The sequence below is a fragment of the Mesorhizobium sp. M0830 genome (genome assembly GCF_040319965.1).
Classification (GTDB): domain Bacteria; phylum Pseudomonadota; class Alphaproteobacteria; order Rhizobiales; family Rhizobiaceae; genus Mesorhizobium.
In genome coordinates this window covers 1-17,899 of sequence record NZ_JAMYOR010000067.1, presented here as the reverse complement: position 1 = coordinate 17,899, position 17,899 = coordinate 1, and the positions used below count along the sequence as shown (strand labels likewise).

Below are 17,899 nucleotides of genomic sequence, written 5' to 3'. Positions count from 1 at the left end.
CCTCAGCCGTAATGGACTTTGCGTTCCACGTAGCGGAACTGGATGGCGGTGAGCGAGATGACGATGATCATCAGGATGACCGACTGCGCTGCGGAGTCACCGAGGATCAGATTGACGAAGCCGTCATTGTAGACCTTGTAGACCAGCGTCTCGGTCGTCCTGCCCGGCCCGCCGCCAGTGACGGCATGAACGATGCCGAACGTGTCGAACAGGGCATAGACGGTGTTGACGACCAGCAGGAAGAAGGTCGTCGGCGCAAGCAGCGGAAAGACGATGGTCCAGAAGCGCTTGGTCTCGCCGGCGCCGTCCATGGCCGCCGCCTCGATCAGAGTTTTCGGCACCGCCTGCAGGCCGGCGACGAAGAACAGGAAATTATAGCTGATCTGCTTCCAGGCAGCGGCGGACACCAGCAGGATCATGGCATCGGTGCCGTTGAGCAGCGGATCCCAAGCGATGCCGAAACTCCTCAGCATGTAGGCCAGCGACCCGATCGACGGGTTGAAGAGGAACAGCCACAGCATACCGGCAATCGCCGGCGCCACCGCGTAGGGCCAGATCAAGAGTGTGCGGTAAAGACCTTTGCCGCGCACCACCTTCTCTGCCATCACCGCAAGCAGGAGCGCCACGCACATGGCGACGATAGCGGTCGCAAGGGAAAACACCACCGTGACCTTGATCGAGTTGAGGTAGGCCGGATCGGCAAGCACCTTCCTGAAATTGGCGAACCAGACGAACCTGGTCCTCAGTCCGAACGGATCCTGCCTGAGCATGGACTGATAGAAAGCCTGACCGGCCGGCCAGTAGAAAAAGACGAGCGTGATCGCTAGTTGCGGTGCCACCAAGAGGTAGGGGAGGACCTTGTTGGGAAAGACGACGCGAGGGGTCAAGGAGCCACTCCGGGCTGGTTAGTCGGGTGGCACCATATGGTGCCCTTCTCTGTCAATGATGGCATTGATGGACGTTTCAGATTCGGCAGCATCGACAATTGGCGAAATCACAGCAAATCTCCCCCTCTCAGGGACCCTGGAGGGGGGAGATCCCTGACAGGACGGTGGGTGCGCTGTGGAACAAGGACTTTGCGCTCGCTTTAATTCCCCAGCGCTTCCTTGATCGCGGCGTTGCCACGCGCAACCGCATTGTCGAGCGCCTGCTGGGCAGTTTGCTGGCCGGCCAGCATCTTCTCGAACTCCTCGTTCTGGATATCGCGCACCTGCGGCAGATTCGGCAGACGTACGCCCTTCGAATTGTCGGTCGGCGCCTTACCCGTCATCTGCAGGATCGGCGTCTCGCGACCGATGTTCTTGTCATAGAAACCGGATTTCTTGGTCGCTTCGTAGGCGGCGAGCGTTACGGGCAGGTAACCCGACTTCTGGTGCAGGTATTCCTGCACATCAGTCTTCGACAGGTAGGCGAAGAAGGCCGCGACGCCCTTGTATTCCTCGTCGGATTTGTCCGCGAAAACCCACAGGCTGGCGCCACCCGGCGTCGTGTTCTGCGGTGCGCCCTTGGCGTCGCTGTCGTAGGGCAATTGGCCAATGCCGTAATTTATCCCGGACTTGACGATATCGCCGAGACCTCCGGAGGATTCGGTCATGATCCCGCATTCGCCAGCAAGGAAGATCTGCTTGGCTTCGGAGGTGCGCCCGCCATATTTGAAGGTGCCGTCCTTGGCGAGGTCTGCGAGCGCCTGGAAGTGATTGACGAAAATCGGCGCATTGATCTTGAGTTCGACATCGCCGCCGGCCAAGCCATTCTGCTGGGTGGCCCATGGCACATCATTCCAGGCCGCGAAATTCTCCAGATGGATCCAGGTCAGCCAGGTCGAGGTGTAGCCGCAGGCGGCCGCGCCGCTCGCCTTGATCTTCTTGGCATCTTCCCACACTTCCTTCCAGGTCCTCGGTGGGCTGTCTACGTCGAGGCCCGCCTTCTGGAAGATGTCCTTGTTATAATAAAGGATCGGCGACGAGGAGTTGTAGGGGAAGGACAGCATGGTGCCGTCCGGCTTCGAATAATAGCCGACGATGCCTGGCAGATACTGGCTCTTATCGAAGGTCATTCCAGCGCTCGTCAGCACATCGGCTGCCGGCTTGATTGCACCTTCGGCTGCCATCATCACGCCGGTACCGACGTCGAACACCTGGATAATGTCGGGCGCCTGGCCGGCGCGGTAGGCGGCGATGCCGGCATTCAGCGTCTCGGGATACGTGCCCTTGAACACCGGAACGAGCTCATAATCGCTCTGGCTGGCATTGAAATCCTTGGAGATCTTGTCGACGACCTCGGCATTGGCGCCAGTCATGGCGTGCCACCAGCTGATCTGCGTGACAGCAAAAGCGGAGGCGGTGGAAAGCAGCGTAAAGGTGGCGGCAACACCGGCCGCGAAGCCGAAGGACTTCATGTTTCATCTCCCGTTTGTCATTGGCGAAAGGGGCACTCCCGCACAGGCAATATGTGTCGCTCATGACAATCAGACAACGGCTTTGTTGCAGATCGATGAACTTCATCTCTGCCTGAAGCAATGCTCGCCTCCGCGTAGCAGACTACGGCAAAGCAACGGGGTTAGCCGACTTAGCGCGATAACGAACAGGGCAGGAACCGTCTCCAGGACCGGGCCCTGCCAAGCTGGCTTTCGGGCATGACAATGCTGATTGCAGTTGCCGCAGCCGTGAAACGGTGAGCTGCTCTAAAGGCTTTCGGGTTTGAGCGCCGTCTCGACCAGTCTCCTGGCATCCGGCCCCGACCATTCGGCCGGGCCGTTCATATGAGCGAGCAGGCAGCCCTCGCCATCGATCAGCATGGTGACGGGAAGGCCGAGCGCCAGGCCGCGCGTCTTGAGGTCGTTGAACAGCGCCATCGTCGAATCCCGGTAGTAGCCCAGCGTCGCCACGCCGGTATCGCTAAGGAACTTCTTCGGCTTCACATCGTCACCGGCATCCACATTGACGGCGACCACCTCAAAGACGTCGCTGCCCATTTCCTTCTGCAGCACATCGAGCGCCGGCATTTCGGCGCGGCACGGCGCGCACCATGTCGCCCACAAATTGAGCAGCACCGTCTTGCCGGCAAGGTCGGCAAGCGTCATCGGCTTGCCGTCCGGACCGTTAAAGGCGAGGCTTTTCAAGGATTGCGGCGGATCGGCCGGCAAAAGCGCTGCGACTTCACCAGTGGCCGAGGCCGCGATCTTCTTGGCGCGGTCGCTCTTGGCGGCGCAGGCGACGTCATCCTTGCTGTCGTCGACGGCAGCTTGTGCCGGTGCATTGTTGCCAGACCGGCTCTCGCTGACATATACCGCGACCGCGCCGGCCAGCGCGCCCGCCACCAAAGCGGCGAGGATCAGGCGCGGGGCCGGGAAGAATTTATTACCGTCTGCCATTTTCTCAGAACTGCTCCGAAGCACGGGTTATAGCCATGAGCGACAAGAAGACCAGCAACCAGATGTGGGGCGGACGTTTTGCCTCGGGTCCGGCCGCGATCATGGAAGCGATCAACGCGTCGATCTCCTTCGATCGCAAACTCTATGCGCAGGATATCAAGGGCTCGATCGCCCATAGCGAGATGCTGGCGCAGACGGGCATTATTTCGGCGGCCGATCAAGAAAAAATCGCTCACGGGCTGAACACGATCCTGAAAGAGATCGCGGCCGGGAGCTTCGAGTTCTCGACCCGGCTCGAAGACATCCACATGAACATCGAGGCCCGCCTTGCCGACCTGATCGGCCCGGCCGCCGGCCGGCTGCACACCGCACGCTCGCGCAACGACCAGGTGGCGGTCGACTTGAGACTGTGGGTCAAGGACGAGTGCTTTCGCGTCGCCGAGGCATTGAAGGGGCTGATCAGGGCGCTGCTGGAGCGGGCCGAGGAGCATGCCGCGACGGTGATGCCGGGCTTTACCCATATGCAGGCTGCGCAACCGGTGACCTTCGGCCATCACTGCATGGCCTACGTCGAAATGTTTTCGCGTGACCTGTCGCGCGTGCGCGATGCGATCGAGCGGATGGACGAAAGCCCGCTCGGTGCCGCAGCCCTCGCCGGCACCAGCTTCCCGATCGACCGCCACCGCACCGCCAAGGCGCTCGGCTTCCGCGAGCCGATGCGCAATTCGTTGGACAGCGTCTCTGATCGCGATTTCGCGCTGGAGTTCCTCGGCATGGCGGCGATCTGCGCCACGCATCTGTCGCGGCTGGCCGAGGAGATCATCATCTGGTCAACGCCGCAGTTCGGCTTCGTCAGGCTGTCGGACTCGTTTTCCACCGGCTCCTCGATCATGCCCCAGAAGAAGAACCCCGACGCCGCCGAACTGGTGCGCGGCAAGACCGGCCGCGTCACCGGCCATCTCGTCGGCCTGCTAACGGTGATGAAGGGCATGCCTTTGACCTATGGCAAGGACATGCAGGAAGACAAGGAATCGGTGTTCGATGCCGCCGAGACGCTGGACCTGATGCTGGCCGCCATGACCGGCATGGTTTCGGACATGACGGTCAACGCCGCCGCGATGAAAAAGGCCGCCGGCTCCGGCCACGCGACAGCGACCGACCTTGCCGACTGGCTGGTGCGCACGCTCGGCCTGCCATTCCGCGAGGCGCATCATATCACGGGCCGGGCGGTGGCGCTGGCCGAAGAGAAGAAGGTGGGGCTGGAGAAGCTTTCGCTGGAGGATTTGCAATCGATCAATCCCGACATCACGGCGAGTATATTTTCGGTGCTGGCTGTGCAGAACTCGGTCAAGAGCCGCACCAGTTTCGGCGGCACGGCGCCGTCGGAAGTGAGGAAGCAGATCCGCGCGTGGAAAAAGCGACTGGCGAAAGCGTGATGCCGGATATTGCGGCCAGCAATACGGCGGAAATTGCGACCAGCAATATCCCTGATATTGCAACCAGCAATATCCCGGGGGTGCAATACGCCGAGAACTCGGCTAAAAGCGGCGGCTGGCAAAAGTTTCAGACGGATGGATCGATGACCGGAAGCAGGATTTTGGTGACGCTGACGCTGCTGGTTGCGATGGCGGCCGTTTCGGCCTGCGGCAGGAGGGCCGGTCTCGACACGCCCTATGAGGCAGCCGTGCAAGCGCGCAAGGATGCCTCCAAGGCCCACCAGCCTGTGCCGCCGGAGCCGGAAAAACCGGTCGTGGACAAGAAGTTCATCCTCGACCCGCTGATCTAGAACCGATGAGGCTGGGTTTGGTCTTTCTAAACCCGATCTCATAGCGCTCCAACTTCCCGGAACCACTCTCGTGAACCATTTCGACTACCGCGACGGCGTGCTGCATGCCGAGGACGTGGCGATCCCTGATATCGCCGCACAGGTCGGCACGCCGTTCTACTGCTATTCGACGGCCACCTTGACCAGGCACTACCGGGTGTTCGCGCAGGCCTTTGCCGGGCTCGACGCGCTGGTCTGCTATGCCATGAAGGCCAATTCCAACCAGGCCGTCCTGCGGACGCTGGCGAAGCTCGGCGCCGGCGCCGACGTGGTTTCGGAAGGGGAATTGCGCCGGGCGCTGGCCGCCGGCATCCCGGCAGGCAAGATCCTGTTTTCGGGCGTCGGCAAGACCGCACGCGAAATGGACTTTGCCCTTGCCGCCGGCATCCTCTGCTTCAACGTCGAATCCGAGCCGGAACTCGAACTGCTGTCGGCACGAGCCGCGACGCTGGGCAAGGTGGCGCCGATCTCGCTGCGCATCAATCCCGACGTGGACGCCAAGACCCACAAGAAGATTTCCACCGGCAAGGCCGAGAACAAGTTCGGCATCCCGTGGCAGAAGGCACGTCAGGTCTATGCCCGCGCGGCAACGCTTCCCGGCATCAAGATCACCGGCATCGACACCCATATCGGCAGCCAGATCACCGAGCTGCAGCCTTTCGACGACGCTTTCGCGCTGCTTGTCGATCTGGTTGGCGGGCTGCGCACCGACGGCCATGCCATCGAGCATGTCGATCTCGGCGGCGGCCTCGGCATTCCCTACCGCGTCGACAACAACCCGCCGCCCCTCCCCGATGCCTATGCCCAGATCGTCAGGAAGCATGTCGGCAAGCTTGGGCTTAAGGTGATGTTCGAGCCGGGCCGGCTGATATCAGGCAATGCCGGCATCCTGGTCTCCGAGGTGATCTTCGTGAAGGAAGGCGACGCCAAGAACTTCCTGGTCGTCGACGCCGCCATGAACGATCTCATCCGGCCGACGCTCTACGATGCTTTCCACGACATCCGTCCGGTCGTGCAGCCGCCGGCCGACGCGCCGCGCATGATGGTCGACGTGGTCGGCCCGGTCTGCGAGACCGGCGACTATATCGGCCTCGACCGCGATCTGCCCAGGCTGAAGGCCGGCGACCTGATTTCCGTCTTCACAGCCGGCGCCTATGGCGCGGTGCAGGCCGGCACCTATAACACTCGCCTGCTGGTGCCGGAGGTGCTGGTTGATAGCGACCGCTTCCACGTCGTGCGTCCGCGCCTGACCTATGACGACCTGATCGGGCTGGATTCCGTGCCCGATTGGCTCGCATAGAGGCGCCGGAAACATACTTATCCGTCACAGGGAGCAGATCATGGCGAACGGCAACACCGTCACACGCGAGCGCATTGCCGCGATGGAACCGCGCATCCGCCCCTATATCAGGCGCACACCGGTGCTGCGCGTCGACATGGCCGACTTCGACCGGCCGCCGCTGACGATCGACCTGAAGCTCGAATGCCTGCAGCACTCCGGCTCGTTCAAAGCACGCGGCGCCTTCACCAATCTCCTGGAACGGCCGGTTCCCGAGGCCGGTGTCGTCGCCGCGTCGGGCGGCAACCATGGTGCTGCCGTCGCCTATGCTGCCATGCGGCTTGGCCACAAGGCGACCATCTTCGTTCCAGAAGTGAGTCCGCCGGCCAAACTGGAGCGGATCCGCTCCTACGGCGCCGATCTGATTGTCGGCGGCGCCCGCTATGCCGAGGCACTGGCCGCCAGCGAACGATTCGCCGAGGAAACCGGCGCCTTGCAGATCCATGCCTTCAACCAGCAGGAGACGCTGATCGGCCAGGGCACGCTCGGGCTGGAAATCGAGGGCGATTTGCCCGACATCGACACGCTGCTGGTCGCTGTCGGCGGCGGCGGCTTGATCGGCGGCATCGCTGCCTGGTTTGCCGGCCGCATCCGCATCGTCGCCGTCGAGCCGGAGGGGGCACCGACGCTTTACCGGGCGTTTGAAGCCGGACACCCCGTCGATGCGCCAGCCGAGGGCATCGCCGCCGATTCGCTGGCACCAAAGCGTGTCGGCGAGATGATGTTCCCGATCGCCGAGGCCTTTGTCGAACGCTCGATCCTGGTCAGCGACGACGACATCATCGCCGCGCAAAAGGCGCTGTGGAACCGGGTGCGCATCATCTCCGAGCCGGGTGGCGCCGCCGCCTTTGCCGCGATCCTGTCCGGCCGCTATGCGCCGGTGCCGGGCGAACGCGTCGCGGTGCTGGTCTGCGGGGCAAATGCCAACCCCGCAACTTTCTGACTGCAACCGGTGGAACTATAACGGCGGCCTTCACGTTTTCGCAAACTGCCTCGCCTTTGCCGTGTTTGCTGGTATTCTTCGAGTCGTGAGGCTTGGGCTATCCTGCCCGCCCACAGCATGACCCCAAAAGGGAATCCGGTTTCCGGACAGATCATGCAGGAGACAGAGTCCCATCCCGGTCCTTTCGGGATGAAATAGGAGGAAGGGCCGATGACGCAACGACCCACCTTCAACGGCAACCGCGGCCTGGCCTCGCGCCTCGCCTTGAGCCGGCTGGCGACGCGGGTCTCGATGATGGTCGAGCGTGGCTGGCCGTTGCTGCTTCCGCTCGTCATCGTCGCCAGCCTGTTCCTCAGCGCCTCATGGCTCGGTATCTTCACCCGGCTGCCGGATATGGCGCGCATCGGCCTTGTCGCCGCCTTCGCGATCGCGGCACTGGCCGCGCTCTACCCGCTGCGTTTCTTGCGCATCCCTGGTGCCGCCGAAATCGACCGCCGCATCGAGGCGGCCAATCAATTGCTGCACAGCCCGGTGCTGGTGCAGACCGACCGGCCTAGCGGCAGGGAAAGCAGCTTCTCGCAGGTGCTCTGGCGCGAGCACCAGAAGCGCATGGCCGGAAGGCTCGACAGCCTCGGCGCCGACCTGCCGCGCACGCGCGTGCCGGAACGCGACCCTTGGGGGCTGCGCGCGGTGGCAGCACTTTTGCTCGTTACCGCCTTCGCCTTCTCCTTCGGGCCGACGGGCGGCAGGATCAGCGACGGGTTCAAAGCCCATGGCGCGCATGATGCCGTGCCGCCGCGCATCGACGCCTGGGTGACGCCACCGGCCTACACCGGCAAGCCGCCGATCTTCCTGACGGCCGACGCCAATCAGGCGACCCCGACCTTCACAATTCCCGAAGGCAGCGATGTTTCGTTGCGCGTGACCGGCGGTTCGGGCGAGGAAACGCTTGCCTACGCCGACAAGAGTGGCAATTCCCGCGCCATCGACCCGGCTGGCCCGCAGGCCGCCGCCACGGCCAAGCCTGCGGCAAGCCCGGCAACACCGTCCAAGATACGCCAGTTCACCGGCAAGCTGACCGGCGACGGCACGCTGACGCTGACGTCGGGCGAGGATCAGCTCGGCCGCTGGGCCTTCGCGGTCATAACCGACAAGCCGCCGCAGATCCGCTTCGTCGGCGAGCCGAAGCGCGCCGCCAACGGCGCCTTCGAACTCAACTACCAGATCGACGACGACTATGGCGCCGCCACCGCCAAGGCGGTTTTCGCGCTTGCCGATCCACAGGCACCGAATGCCCATCCGCTCTATGGTCCGCCTGAAATGCCGCTTTCGCCGCCGCGCCGCGGCGGCAAGTCGAATGCCGCCAGGACCTCCAAGGACCTGACGGAACATGTCTGGGCCGGCAGCAAAATCAAGCTGACGCTGGTTGCCACCGACGACGCCGGCCACACTGCATCGAGCGAAACCAAGACGCTGCTGATGCCTGAGCGGCCATTCGCCAATCCGCTGGCACGGGCCGTGATCGAGCAGCGCCGCCTGCTCGCGCTCGACGCCAATGCCAAGCCGCGCGTGCTCGACCTGATGGACGCCATCACGCTGCGGCCGGAAGACACTTTTGACAACATGTCCCACTACCTCGCCATCATGAGCGCCCGCAGCCGGCTGAAGATGGCCGACAGCGACGATCAATTGCGCAACGAGGTCTCCTATCTCTGGGAAATTGCGCTCGGCATCGAGGAAGGCAATCTCTCGGCCGCGGAAAAGCGGCTGCGCCAGGCGCAGCAGGCACTGCAGGACGCCATCAAGAATGGTGCCAGCGACGCTGAAATCGAAAAGGCGATGAAGGAACTGCGCGAGGCGATGAACCAGTTCCTGCAGGAATTCGCGGAGCGCGCCAAGCAGAATCCCAGCGCCCCGCAGATGCAGCAGAACGGGCAGGAACTGCGCCAGAGCGATATCGACCGCATGATGGATCAGATCGAGAATCTGGCGAAGTCGGGCGACCGCGACAAGGCGCAGGAATTGCTGTCGCAACTTCAGGACATGATGAACAATCTGCAGGCCGGCCGGCAGCAGCAAGGCGGCCAGCAGGACAGCGAGATGCGCCAGCAGATGGACAAGCTCGGCGATATCCTGCGCCGCCAGCAAGAGATGATGAACGATACCTTCCGCATGGACCAGATGCAGCGCGGCGAACGCCAGCGCGGACAGAACCGCGACGAACAACTCGGCCAGGACGAGCAACAGGGTCAATCCGGCGAAAACGGCACGCCGAACGAGGGCGGCCAGCCGAAGCCGATGACACCGCAGGAATTCGCCGATGCGCTGAAGCAGTTGCAGCAAGGTCAGGGCCAGCTGAAAAGCGACCTCGAGCAGCTGAAGAAGGGACTTGAAGGCATGGGCATGCAGCCCAACGAAGGATTTGGCGAGGCCGGCAAGTCGATGGGCAATGCCGAACAGGCGCTCGGCGAGGGCGAAGGCGATGCGGCCGTCGGTCATCAGGGCCGGGCGCTGGAAGCGCTGCGCAGGGGCGCCAAGGACATGATGAAGCAGATGCAGGCCATGCAAGGCGACCAGGGCGGCAGCGAGAAAGGCGGTCGCCAGCAGAACGCCGATCGTGATCCGCTCGGCCGGCCGCGCGCCAGCCAGGGTCCGGACTTCGGCGATTCGGTGAAGGTGCCGGACGAGATCGACGTGCAGCGTGCCCGTCAGATTCTGGAAGCGATCCGCAAGCGGCTCGGCAACGCGCTCAGCCCCGATATCGAACGCAGTTATCTGGAACGGCTGCTCGAGTTGAAATAGAGCAATTCCAGGAAAAGTGTGAAGCGGTTTTCCGTCCCGAATTGCGACAAGACATAGGGATTGCCGCCCCGCCTCCACCCCACTCGAAACCCTCTCCAACGGTTGCCCCCCATGCCCAGACTTGGCGCCGTAACCCCCATCCTGCGCATCTTCGATATTGCAAAGGCGCGTGAATTCTATGTCGACTTCCTCGGCTTCGAGGTGCAGTGGGAACATCGCTTCGAAGACGACGCACCGCTCTACATGGCGGTAGGCCGCGACGGCTGCGTCCTGCATCTCAGCGAACATCACGGCGACGGTGCACCCGGCATTGCCATGCGCATCAAGGTCGAGGACATCGCCGCACTGCATCGCGAACTGATCGGCAAAAAATACCGCTTCGCCAGGCCGGGCCTGGAAGAGACGCCATGGAAGACCCGTGAGGTATCGGTCGCCGACCCGTTCGGCAACCGCCTGCATTTCTACGAGGATGCCGCAGGTTGATCCTGCCTGTTGACGAACGCTTCGCGGATTGCCTCCTGCATGCCGTCGATCGCCTCACCTGAGGCATTGGGGTTGCGGTGCATCACCACATTCGAGGAATCGATGTCGCCGAACCCGTCCGCGGCCGTCAGTTCGCGACAGCCGCTTGGGATGTTGCTGCGCGAAATCGGCGCGATCGCCAGTCCGGACGTGACGGCGAGCTTGAGGCCGCCAGTGGTGTCGCTGGTATAGGCGACACGATAGGCAAGATTGCGCTGCTCCAGTGACTTGATGGCGAAGTCCTTGCACCAGCCGGCCCGGTTGTAGAGCGCGATCGGCACCGGCTGCTCCTCATGCATATGGTGCAGGGTCGATGTCACCCACACGGTCGGATCGTGCATCAGCACTTCGCCGCCGGCAGGATCCTGCCATTCGAACACCACGCACAGATCGAGTTCTCCGGCGGCGAGCGCCGCTATCTGTGCCCCTGAATGTGCATAGCGCACCGTGACCTCGACCTGCGTGTGACGCTTCGAAAACGCACCGAGCGCGCGCGACAGGATAGCGTGGCCATACTCCTCCGGAATGCCGATGCGCACCGGCCCGCCAAGCGGCGCCGCCGCCATCGACGCCGCCGTCTCATCGAGCAGCGAGACGATGCGGCGGGCATTGACGATGAGTTCGCCGCCGCGCCGAGTCAGCGCGACGCCGCGCGAACCGCGCTCGAACAGGCTGTCGCCGATCAGCTCTTCGAGCTTCTTCATCTGCATCGATACCGCAGACTGAGTGCGGCCGGCCTGCTCCGCCGCCCTGGTGAAATTGCCCGCTTCCGCAATCGCCACGAAGGTGCGCAGGAGGTCGCTGTCGAGCGTCGGTCGCATGAAACCCGCCATAAGGAAATTTGATTGCTGGTATCATTCCAATTCGTTTGCAACATGTCAAACCCAGGATGATAGTGGCCTCACCCATTGGATATGCGGTTGCGAAATCAGCCGCGGACCAATCAAGAGTCCTCACTCGTGCCCGCTGCCCGAAACGGTGGCGGGTTCTTTTTACCCCGCAAGCGACAGCTTCGGATCGTGTACGCAGGAGCTTGGATGCAGATGCAGAATCGGATGGTGCGCGGCATCCTGAGCCTGTGCCTAGGCGTGCTGGTCTTCTCGCTGCAGGACCCGCTCGTCAAAGCCGTATCGAGCGGCTATCCGGTGACCGAAGTGATGGCGATCCGCTCGATCGTCGCTCTGCCGATCCTGATTGTTCTGGTCCATGCCGATGTCGGCTTGCGGGCGATCCTGTCGAAGCGATTCGGCATGCTGACCATGCGCGCCTTCATCCAGTTCACCTCCTATACGGTCTACTATCTGGCAATCGCCGCTCTGCCGCTGGCCGATGCGGTGGCGCTCTATTTCATGGCGCCGCTGTTCATCATGGCGCTGGCCGGGCCGTATCTCGGCGAGCGTGTCTCGTGGCAGACGCTGGCGACCGTGTTGATCGGGTTGCTTGGCGTGCTCGTGATGCTGCGCCCCGGCACCGGACTGTTCGACATGGCAGCACTCCTGTCGCTGGGCTCGGCGGCGCTCTATGGCTTCTCGCAGCTGATGGCCCGCAAGATCGGCGAGACCGAATCGTCCACCGTCATGGCGTTCTATCAGAACGGCGCCTATCTGGTTGGCGCCGCTGTCGTTGCCGGCGTGTTCCACCTTGCCGGCATCACCCATGCCGTCCACCCCAGCGTGGAATTCCTGGTGCGGCCCTGGCTGTGGCCGACACTGCCGGATTTTCTCAAGATGGCGGCCTGCGGTTTCGTCGCCTCCGCCGGCATGATCCTGCTGTCGCAGGCCTATCGGATGGCGCCGGCCAACCGCGTTGCCACCTTCGAATATACCGGCATCCTGTGGTCGCCGCTGTGGGGCTTCCTGTTCTTCGCCGAGGTCCCGCGGTCGACGACCGTCATTGGCGCGGCCCTCATCATCGGCGCCGGCCTGCTCGCCCTCAACACCGAACGGCGCAAGAGCGCTCCACCCGTGCTCACTGCTGCCGATCCAGCCTGATCAGGCGAAGCAGATCAGTGCCCGTTCGACGCGCGAGCGGATTTCGGCCAGCGTAAAGGGCTTCTGCACGACATCGAGGATAACACCGTCCAGCTCCTCGGCGCGCTCGCGTTGGTCGGCATAGCCAGTCATCAGCATGATCTTCATTGACGGAAAAAGGGCCGACGCCGCAATCGCCATCTCGATGCCGTCCATCTCCGGCATGCGGATGTCGGAGACGACGAGATCATAGCCGCCTTTTGCGTCCTGGATCAGCGAAAGCCCTTGCGCGCCGTCCGCCGCGACGTCGATCGCATGCCCTGCGCGTTCAAGCGCGCGGGCGGCCAGGGTGCGGACGGACTCATCGTCCTCGACGATCAGAAGCTTTGCCATGGCCGGCATATTTGGCCGCGAAAAGTTGACTTTTCCTGAAAGCGCCCAGGGTCGGCGGTTCTTTTTGGAAGTCGCTCAGACATCGCCTTTCACGACGCCGACAAAAGGCAGTTCGCGAAAAGCGTGCGCGACATCCATACCGTAGCCGACGACGAAATAGTCGGGACAGTCGAAGCCGACATAATCGGCGTTGAGTGCCGTCTGTCGGCGCATGCGCTTGTCGAGCAGCACGGCGACGGAACAGCTTTTGGCTCCCCTCGACAGCATCAGGTCTCGGGTGAAGCTCAGCGTCTTGCCCGATTCGAGAATGTCGTCGATCAACAGCACGTCGCGGCCGGTGACCTCGTTGTCGATGTCGCGCAGCACCCTCACCTCGCCGCTGGTGGTGCCGGCGCCGTAGCTGGAGATGAAGATGAACTCGACCTCCGGCGACAAGCCGACATCGTGCATGGCTCGGATGAGATCGGCGGCGAAGATGAACGAGCCCTTCAGCACCGAGATCACCAGCAGATCGTGATAGTCGTGGCCGGCGATCTCTTTGGCGAGTTCGAGGTTGCGCCGGGCGATCGCCGATGCTGAAAACAGGACTTCGATGTCCTTGCCGCGTACGATTGGCATTGGTGGTCCTCGGTAGTCGCCTATTGAGCGAAAGTGACTAAGACGGTTCTTACGCCGTACTTAGGCACGTCGAGCCGGCTGGCAAAGCCGAATCTTTCGCCCGACGCCAGCGAGCGGCCGGATGTCCCCAACGTATAGCGGGTTGTGCGCCCGTCATTGCTCGTCACCCGAATTTCGAGCGGCGGCAGTTGCACCGGTTTCGCACCATCATTGGCGGCCTCGCCATCGACGAACAGCGCTGCGTTCGGGCCCGACGCGTCGATGCGTGAGGTGACGCCTGAAATGCTGAGCGCCGAGGGCTGCGCGCTGGACAGGAACGGCGCCTGGCGCACCAGCGCATGCCCGCCGGAGACCCAGAAGGCGGCCAACGCGGCGCCGACGCCGGCGATCCAGAAGATCGGCCCGCCGCGCGAGGCCGGCGGCCGTTCCGCCGGGGCTTCGGGCTTGCGCAGCATGTCCATGCCTTCGATGGCCGGTGTGACGATCGCACGCGGCAGCGGCGAAACGCTTTCCACGGCGGGGACAAGACGCGGCATCACCACATAATCGGCATCGACGACGTCGGACGCGGGACCACGCATGAACCGGTCCTTAGCGGCAATTGCCGTCGGATCGGTCATGATTTCGCCGGAAACCGGGCGCGCGGTTCGATCGTCAGCCATCATGGCCCCAGCATTGCAGCACGTGTTCGCTTTTCGTTTCTTTTGCGTAAACACAAATGGTTAACGCTTCCCCACCGGAGCCCTCGTGACGAGCCGAAAGAGCCCAGGAATTAACCGCCGGTTAACCATGCCGGCCGATGGTCTTTACCCAGAACGGGCCGGCTCGCCGCCGTGCCAAATTTCAGGTCGCCGAAATTGATTCGCTTCGAAAATGTCGGCCTCCGTTATGGCATGGGTCCGGAAATCCTCCGCGACATCTCCCTGCACATTCCGGAGCGCTCCTTCCAGTTCCTGAGTGGCCCTTCGGGCGCCGGCAAGACGACGTTGCTGCGCCTGCTGTTCATGTCGCTGAAGCCGACGCGCGGGCTGATCACCATCTTCGGCAAGGACCGGTCACGTATCTCGCGCTCCGAATTGCCGCATCTGCGGCGGCGCATCGGCGTCGTGTTCCAGGACTTTCGCCTGCTCGACCACATGACTACCTACGAGAACGTCGCGCTGCCGCTGCGCGTGCGCGGGCGCGAGGAAGCAAGCTACCGCACCGATGTCACCGAGCTGCTGAAGTGGGTTGGGCTGGGCGAACGCATGCATGTGCTGCCGCCGGTTCTGTCCGGCGGCGAGAAGCAGCGCGCCGCGATCGCGCGAGCGCTGATCGAGCAGCCGGAGATCCTGCTGGCCGACGAACCGACCGGCAATGTCGATCCGCCGCTGGCGCGACGCCTGCTGCGTCTGTTCATCGAGCTCAATCGTCTCGGCACCGCCGTGGTGATCGCTACCCACGATCTCGGCTTGATGGAACAGGTCGACGCGCGTCGCATGATCCTGGCCGGCGGAAGGCTGGACATCTATGACTGAACTGTCCGCCGAACATCTTGTGGAACGCGACCAGGACGCCGAGGCGGCGAAGGCAGGGCCCCGCGCCCAGCGCAGGATGGCACCGATCGTGCCGGCGCAGAACATCGCCGGCCGGGCGCTGGTGCTGGTCATCGCCATCATGACATTCTTGTCCTGCCTGACCTTCGGCGCGGTGACGCTTGTGCGCGACACCGCGTCCGTCTGGGAGAACCAGATTTCGCGCGAGGCGACGATCCAGATCAAGCCGGTCGACGGCCTCGACATGGAGGCAGCCCTTGCCCGGGCCTCGCAGATCGCCGGCGAGTTTCCCGGCGTCAAGGCAACCCGGATCATCGATCGCGAGGCGACCGCTAGGCTGTTGGAACCGTGGCTGGGTTCAGGCCTCAACATCGACGAATTGCCGGTGCCGCGCCTGATCATCGTCACCATCGACGAAAGCAGCCCACCCGATTTCGCCGCGATGCGCGCCGCGATCACGCCGAAACTGCCGAGTGCCTCGCTCGACGATCACCGCACCTGGGTCGACCGGCTGGTTGCCATGGCCCGTACCACGGTGACCATCGGCATCGCCGTGCTGGCGTTGATGCTGTCGGCGACGGTGCTGACAGTAGTGTTCGCAACACGCGGCGCCATGGCCGGCAATGGCCACATCATCGAGGTGCTGCATTTCGTCGGTGCCGAGGCACGCTTCATCGCACGCGAATTCCGCAGGCATTTCCTGGTCACCGGCATGAAGGGGGCGGCGGCCGGCGGTGCCGCGGCGGTGCTCGTCTTCATCGTCTTTTCCTGGTGGTCGTCGCGCAACATGGCAACGCCGCAGGCCGACCAGGCAACCGCCCTGTTCGGCAATTTCGCTATCGGCTCGGCTGGGTATCTCGGTGTCGTCTTGATGGTGCTGGTGATCGGCGGGCTGACGGCGGCAACCTCGCACGCCACCGTCGTCGCCTATCTCAGCGACATCGATGTTCGCCAACCGGATGCAGGCTGACGAGGCAAGATGATCACGAATGGAGAATTCGCGTAACGCAAAGTGCGTCTTTTACCTACCCAAGTCCGCATTTCAGGATTAACCATATGGCGATGGACGCGCGGGATACGACCGGTACGGCTGGACAGATGCCAGTGGTGGTTGCCCGTTCGCATGACCGCCGCACGATGAGCCGTCTAAGGGCTGCGTTGCGTATATCCGCTCTCTCCTTGCTCGTCCTCGCGACATTGTTTGCCGGGGGCTTCGGCTGGTTCGCGAACAAGGTCAGCCACCTGACGACGCCTGCCAATCCAGCCAAGGCTGATGCAATCATCGTCCTGACCGGCGGCCAATCCCGCCTCGATGCGGCCATGGACCTGCTGGCGTCAGGCAAGGGCGAGCGGCTGCTGATCAGCGGTGTGCATCCTTCCGCCAGCCGTCGCCAGTTGCAGGCGGCGACCGGTGGCGACGTCAGGCTGTTCTCCTGCTGCGTCGACATCGACCGTGCCGCGCTCGATACGATCGGCAATGCCGAGGAAAGCGCCAAATGGGTCGAGAGCCATGCCTATGGCACAGTGATCCTCGTCACCAACAATTATCATATGCCGCGCAGTCTGCTGGAAATGGGCCGGCTGCTGCATGGCGCCAAGCTTGAGCCCTATCCGGTGGTCAATTCCAACCTCGACAATGGCGGCTGGCTGACCAAGCCGCGGGCATTGCGTGTGCTGTTCACCGAGTACAACAAATATTTGCTGGCGCTGGCGCGTGGCATCGTCCCGGTCAAGCCGACGCCCAACGGCATCGCGCTGGCCGAAACCGCAGCCGGCGGCTGAACCATTATTCCCCGGCGGCCGCGCCTGCCCTGGCGGCCGCGCCTGCCCTGGCGGCCCTGGCAGCCGCGCCCGACACCCCCTTGAGCCTTGCGACCTCCTGTTCAAGACGCTCGATGCGCCTGTCCCGTTCACCGAGTGCCGCTGCCACGTCGGCCGCCTCGAAACGCTGCGGGATATGCTGCGGGCAATTGGCATCCCAGGCCGTGATCGTGAACAGGATGACCTGCTCGGGACGTGCCTTGTAATCTTGCGGCATCAGTTTCGCCAGCAGTTCGGCATCGTTCTCGACAACGCGCGCCGTGCCCCAGAGCTTGATGCGTTGCCGATGCATATAGTCGACCAGGAACAGGAAGGCCTGCGGATTGTCAGCCAGATTGCCCTGCGTGATGAACTGCCGGTTGCCGGCAAAATCCGCGAAGCCGATCGTGTGTTCATCCAGCACCTTGAGGAAGCCGACCGGCCCGCCGCGGTGCTGGATGTAGGGCTGGCCATCGCCATTGGCCGTCGCCAGGAAGACGCTGGTCTGCATCTCGATGAAGGCGGCAAGATCGGGGGTGATGACGGCTTGCCAGCCGCCACGCTGCTCGACGCGGGCATATGATTGGCGTGAGCCCTTGCGGGCCTGGATCGCCTTGACCGTCGGCGTGAAGGCGACGTCGCTGGTGAAAGCATGCGCGTTCATCGAAAGCCCTCCTGGAATTGCTCTAACAGGCTGTTGAAGAAGTGCTAGCGCAGGCGTTAGTGGCGTGATTCACTGCTCCCCGGAAGAATGGGGATTTGCGGATGCGCGGATTGGA

At 63.2% G+C, this 17,899-nt stretch carries 18 protein-coding genes; 10 read left to right on the top strand and 8 right to left on the bottom strand.

Going from position 1 to position 17,899, the window contains the following annotated elements:
* Positions 1 to 2: 2 nt before the first annotated feature.
* The 3 genes from ugpA to tlpA all read right to left on the bottom strand — a co-directional run bounded on the left by ugpA (position 3) and on the right by tlpA (position 3,373).
* Entirely contained in the window at positions 3 to 887 is an 885-nt protein-coding gene (ugpA, locus tag NKI20_RS28335) for a sn-glycerol-3-phosphate ABC transporter permease UgpA (RefSeq protein ID WP_352604368.1), read from the bottom strand.
* 200 nt (positions 888 to 1,087) lie between these two features.
* On the bottom strand, positions 1,088 to 2,398 hold the full coding sequence (gene ugpB / locus NKI20_RS28330) for a sn-glycerol-3-phosphate ABC transporter substrate-binding protein UgpB (RefSeq protein WP_352836669.1): 1,311 nt from the start codon (positions 2,396 to 2,398) through the stop codon (positions 1,088 to 1,090).
* A gap of 285 nt (positions 2,399 to 2,683) precedes the next feature.
* A complete protein-coding gene (tlpA, locus tag NKI20_RS28325; RefSeq protein ID WP_352836667.1) occupies positions 2,684 to 3,373 on the bottom strand; it encodes a thiol:disulfide interchange protein TlpA in 690 nt (229 codons plus the stop codon).
* Between the two features lie 35 nt (positions 3,374 to 3,408).
* Between tlpA and argH the strand changes: the two genes are divergently transcribed.
* From argH to NKI20_RS28295, 6 genes are all read left to right on the top strand, one after another.
* Complete coding sequence (gene argH / locus NKI20_RS28320; protein WP_352836664.1) at positions 3,409 to 4,809, top strand: argininosuccinate lyase; 1,401 nt, start codon at positions 3,409 to 3,411, stop codon at positions 4,807 to 4,809.
* Between the two features lie 143 nt (positions 4,810 to 4,952).
* On the top strand, positions 4,953 to 5,159 hold the full coding sequence (locus NKI20_RS28315; RefSeq protein WP_352633949.1) for a hypothetical protein: 207 nt from the start codon (positions 4,953 to 4,955) through the stop codon (positions 5,157 to 5,159).
* 70 nt (positions 5,160 to 5,229) lie between these two features.
* Positions 5,230 to 6,498, top strand: a complete 1,269-nt coding sequence (gene lysA / locus NKI20_RS28310; protein ID WP_352836662.1) for a diaminopimelate decarboxylase — start codon at positions 5,230 to 5,232, stop codon at positions 6,496 to 6,498.
* Between the two features lie 40 nt (positions 6,499 to 6,538).
* Positions 6,539 to 7,480 (top strand): threonine/serine dehydratase, encoded by a 942-nt coding sequence (locus tag NKI20_RS28305; RefSeq protein WP_352836659.1) that lies wholly within the window; start codon positions 6,539 to 6,541, stop codon positions 7,478 to 7,480.
* A gap of 210 nt (positions 7,481 to 7,690) precedes the next feature.
* On the top strand, positions 7,691 to 10,282 hold the full coding sequence (locus tag NKI20_RS28300; protein ID WP_352836656.1) for a TIGR02302 family protein: 2,592 nt from the start codon (positions 7,691 to 7,693) through the stop codon (positions 10,280 to 10,282).
* Positions 10,283 to 10,393: 111 nt separating this feature from the next.
* Positions 10,394 to 10,765 carry a glyoxalase superfamily protein gene (locus tag NKI20_RS28295; RefSeq protein WP_352836653.1) on the top strand — a complete coding sequence of 124 codons (372 nt, stop codon included), beginning with the start codon at positions 10,394 to 10,396 and terminating at the stop codon, positions 10,763 to 10,765.
* Here the strand turns inward: NKI20_RS28295 and NKI20_RS28290 are convergent.
* Positions 10,744 to 11,625: a LysR family transcriptional regulator gene (locus tag NKI20_RS28290; protein WP_023757229.1), complete on the bottom strand. Its 882-nt coding sequence runs from the start codon at positions 11,623 to 11,625 to the stop codon at positions 10,744 to 10,746. The genes NKI20_RS28295 and NKI20_RS28290 overlap by 22 nt on opposite strands.
* Positions 11,626 to 11,847: 222 nt before the next feature.
* On the opposite strand from NKI20_RS28290, the gene NKI20_RS28285 reads away from it, so the two are divergent.
* The gene (locus NKI20_RS28285; protein WP_352836697.1) at positions 11,848 to 12,795 is read left to right on the top strand and encodes a DMT family transporter; all 948 of its coding nucleotides are present in this window, start codon (positions 11,848 to 11,850) and stop codon (positions 12,793 to 12,795) included.
* Here NKI20_RS28285 and NKI20_RS28280 read toward each other — a convergent pair whose 3' ends face one another.
* From NKI20_RS28280 to NKI20_RS28270, 3 genes are all read right to left on the bottom strand, one after another.
* Positions 12,796 to 13,167, bottom strand: coding sequence for a response regulator (locus tag NKI20_RS28280; protein WP_352836650.1), 372 nt, complete (start codon positions 13,165 to 13,167; stop codon positions 12,796 to 12,798).
* Between the two features lie 75 nt (positions 13,168 to 13,242).
* Positions 13,243 to 13,785 (bottom strand): hypoxanthine phosphoribosyltransferase, encoded by a 543-nt coding sequence (gene hpt / locus NKI20_RS28275; protein ID WP_352836648.1) that lies wholly within the window; start codon positions 13,783 to 13,785, stop codon positions 13,243 to 13,245.
* Between the two features lie 20 nt (positions 13,786 to 13,805).
* Positions 13,806 to 14,450 (bottom strand): hypothetical protein, encoded by a 645-nt coding sequence (locus NKI20_RS28270; protein WP_352836645.1) that lies wholly within the window; start codon positions 14,448 to 14,450, stop codon positions 13,806 to 13,808.
* A gap of 192 nt (positions 14,451 to 14,642) precedes the next feature.
* Between NKI20_RS28270 and ftsE the strand changes: the two genes are divergently transcribed.
* The 3 genes from ftsE to NKI20_RS28255 all read left to right on the top strand — a co-directional run bounded on the left by ftsE (position 14,643) and on the right by NKI20_RS28255 (position 17,102).
* On the top strand, positions 14,643 to 15,302 hold the full coding sequence (gene ftsE, locus NKI20_RS28265; RefSeq protein ID WP_023757234.1) for a cell division ATP-binding protein FtsE: 660 nt from the start codon (positions 14,643 to 14,645) through the stop codon (positions 15,300 to 15,302).
* Positions 15,295 to 16,290: a cell division protein FtsX gene (locus NKI20_RS28260; RefSeq protein WP_352836641.1), complete on the top strand. Its 996-nt coding sequence runs from the start codon at positions 15,295 to 15,297 to the stop codon at positions 16,288 to 16,290. The genes ftsE and NKI20_RS28260 overlap by 8 nt, the downstream gene beginning before the upstream one ends.
* 86 nt (positions 16,291 to 16,376) lie before the next feature.
* Entirely contained in the window at positions 16,377 to 17,102 is a 726-nt protein-coding gene (locus NKI20_RS28255; RefSeq protein ID WP_352836639.1) for a YdcF family protein, read from the top strand.
* A 4-nt stretch (positions 17,103 to 17,106) separates the two neighbouring features.
* Here NKI20_RS28255 and NKI20_RS28250 read toward each other — a convergent pair whose 3' ends face one another.
* On the bottom strand, positions 17,107 to 17,784 hold the full coding sequence (locus tag NKI20_RS28250; protein ID WP_352836637.1) for a pyridoxamine 5'-phosphate oxidase family protein: 678 nt from the start codon (positions 17,782 to 17,784) through the stop codon (positions 17,107 to 17,109).
* Between the last annotated feature and the right edge of the window lie 115 nt (positions 17,785 to 17,899).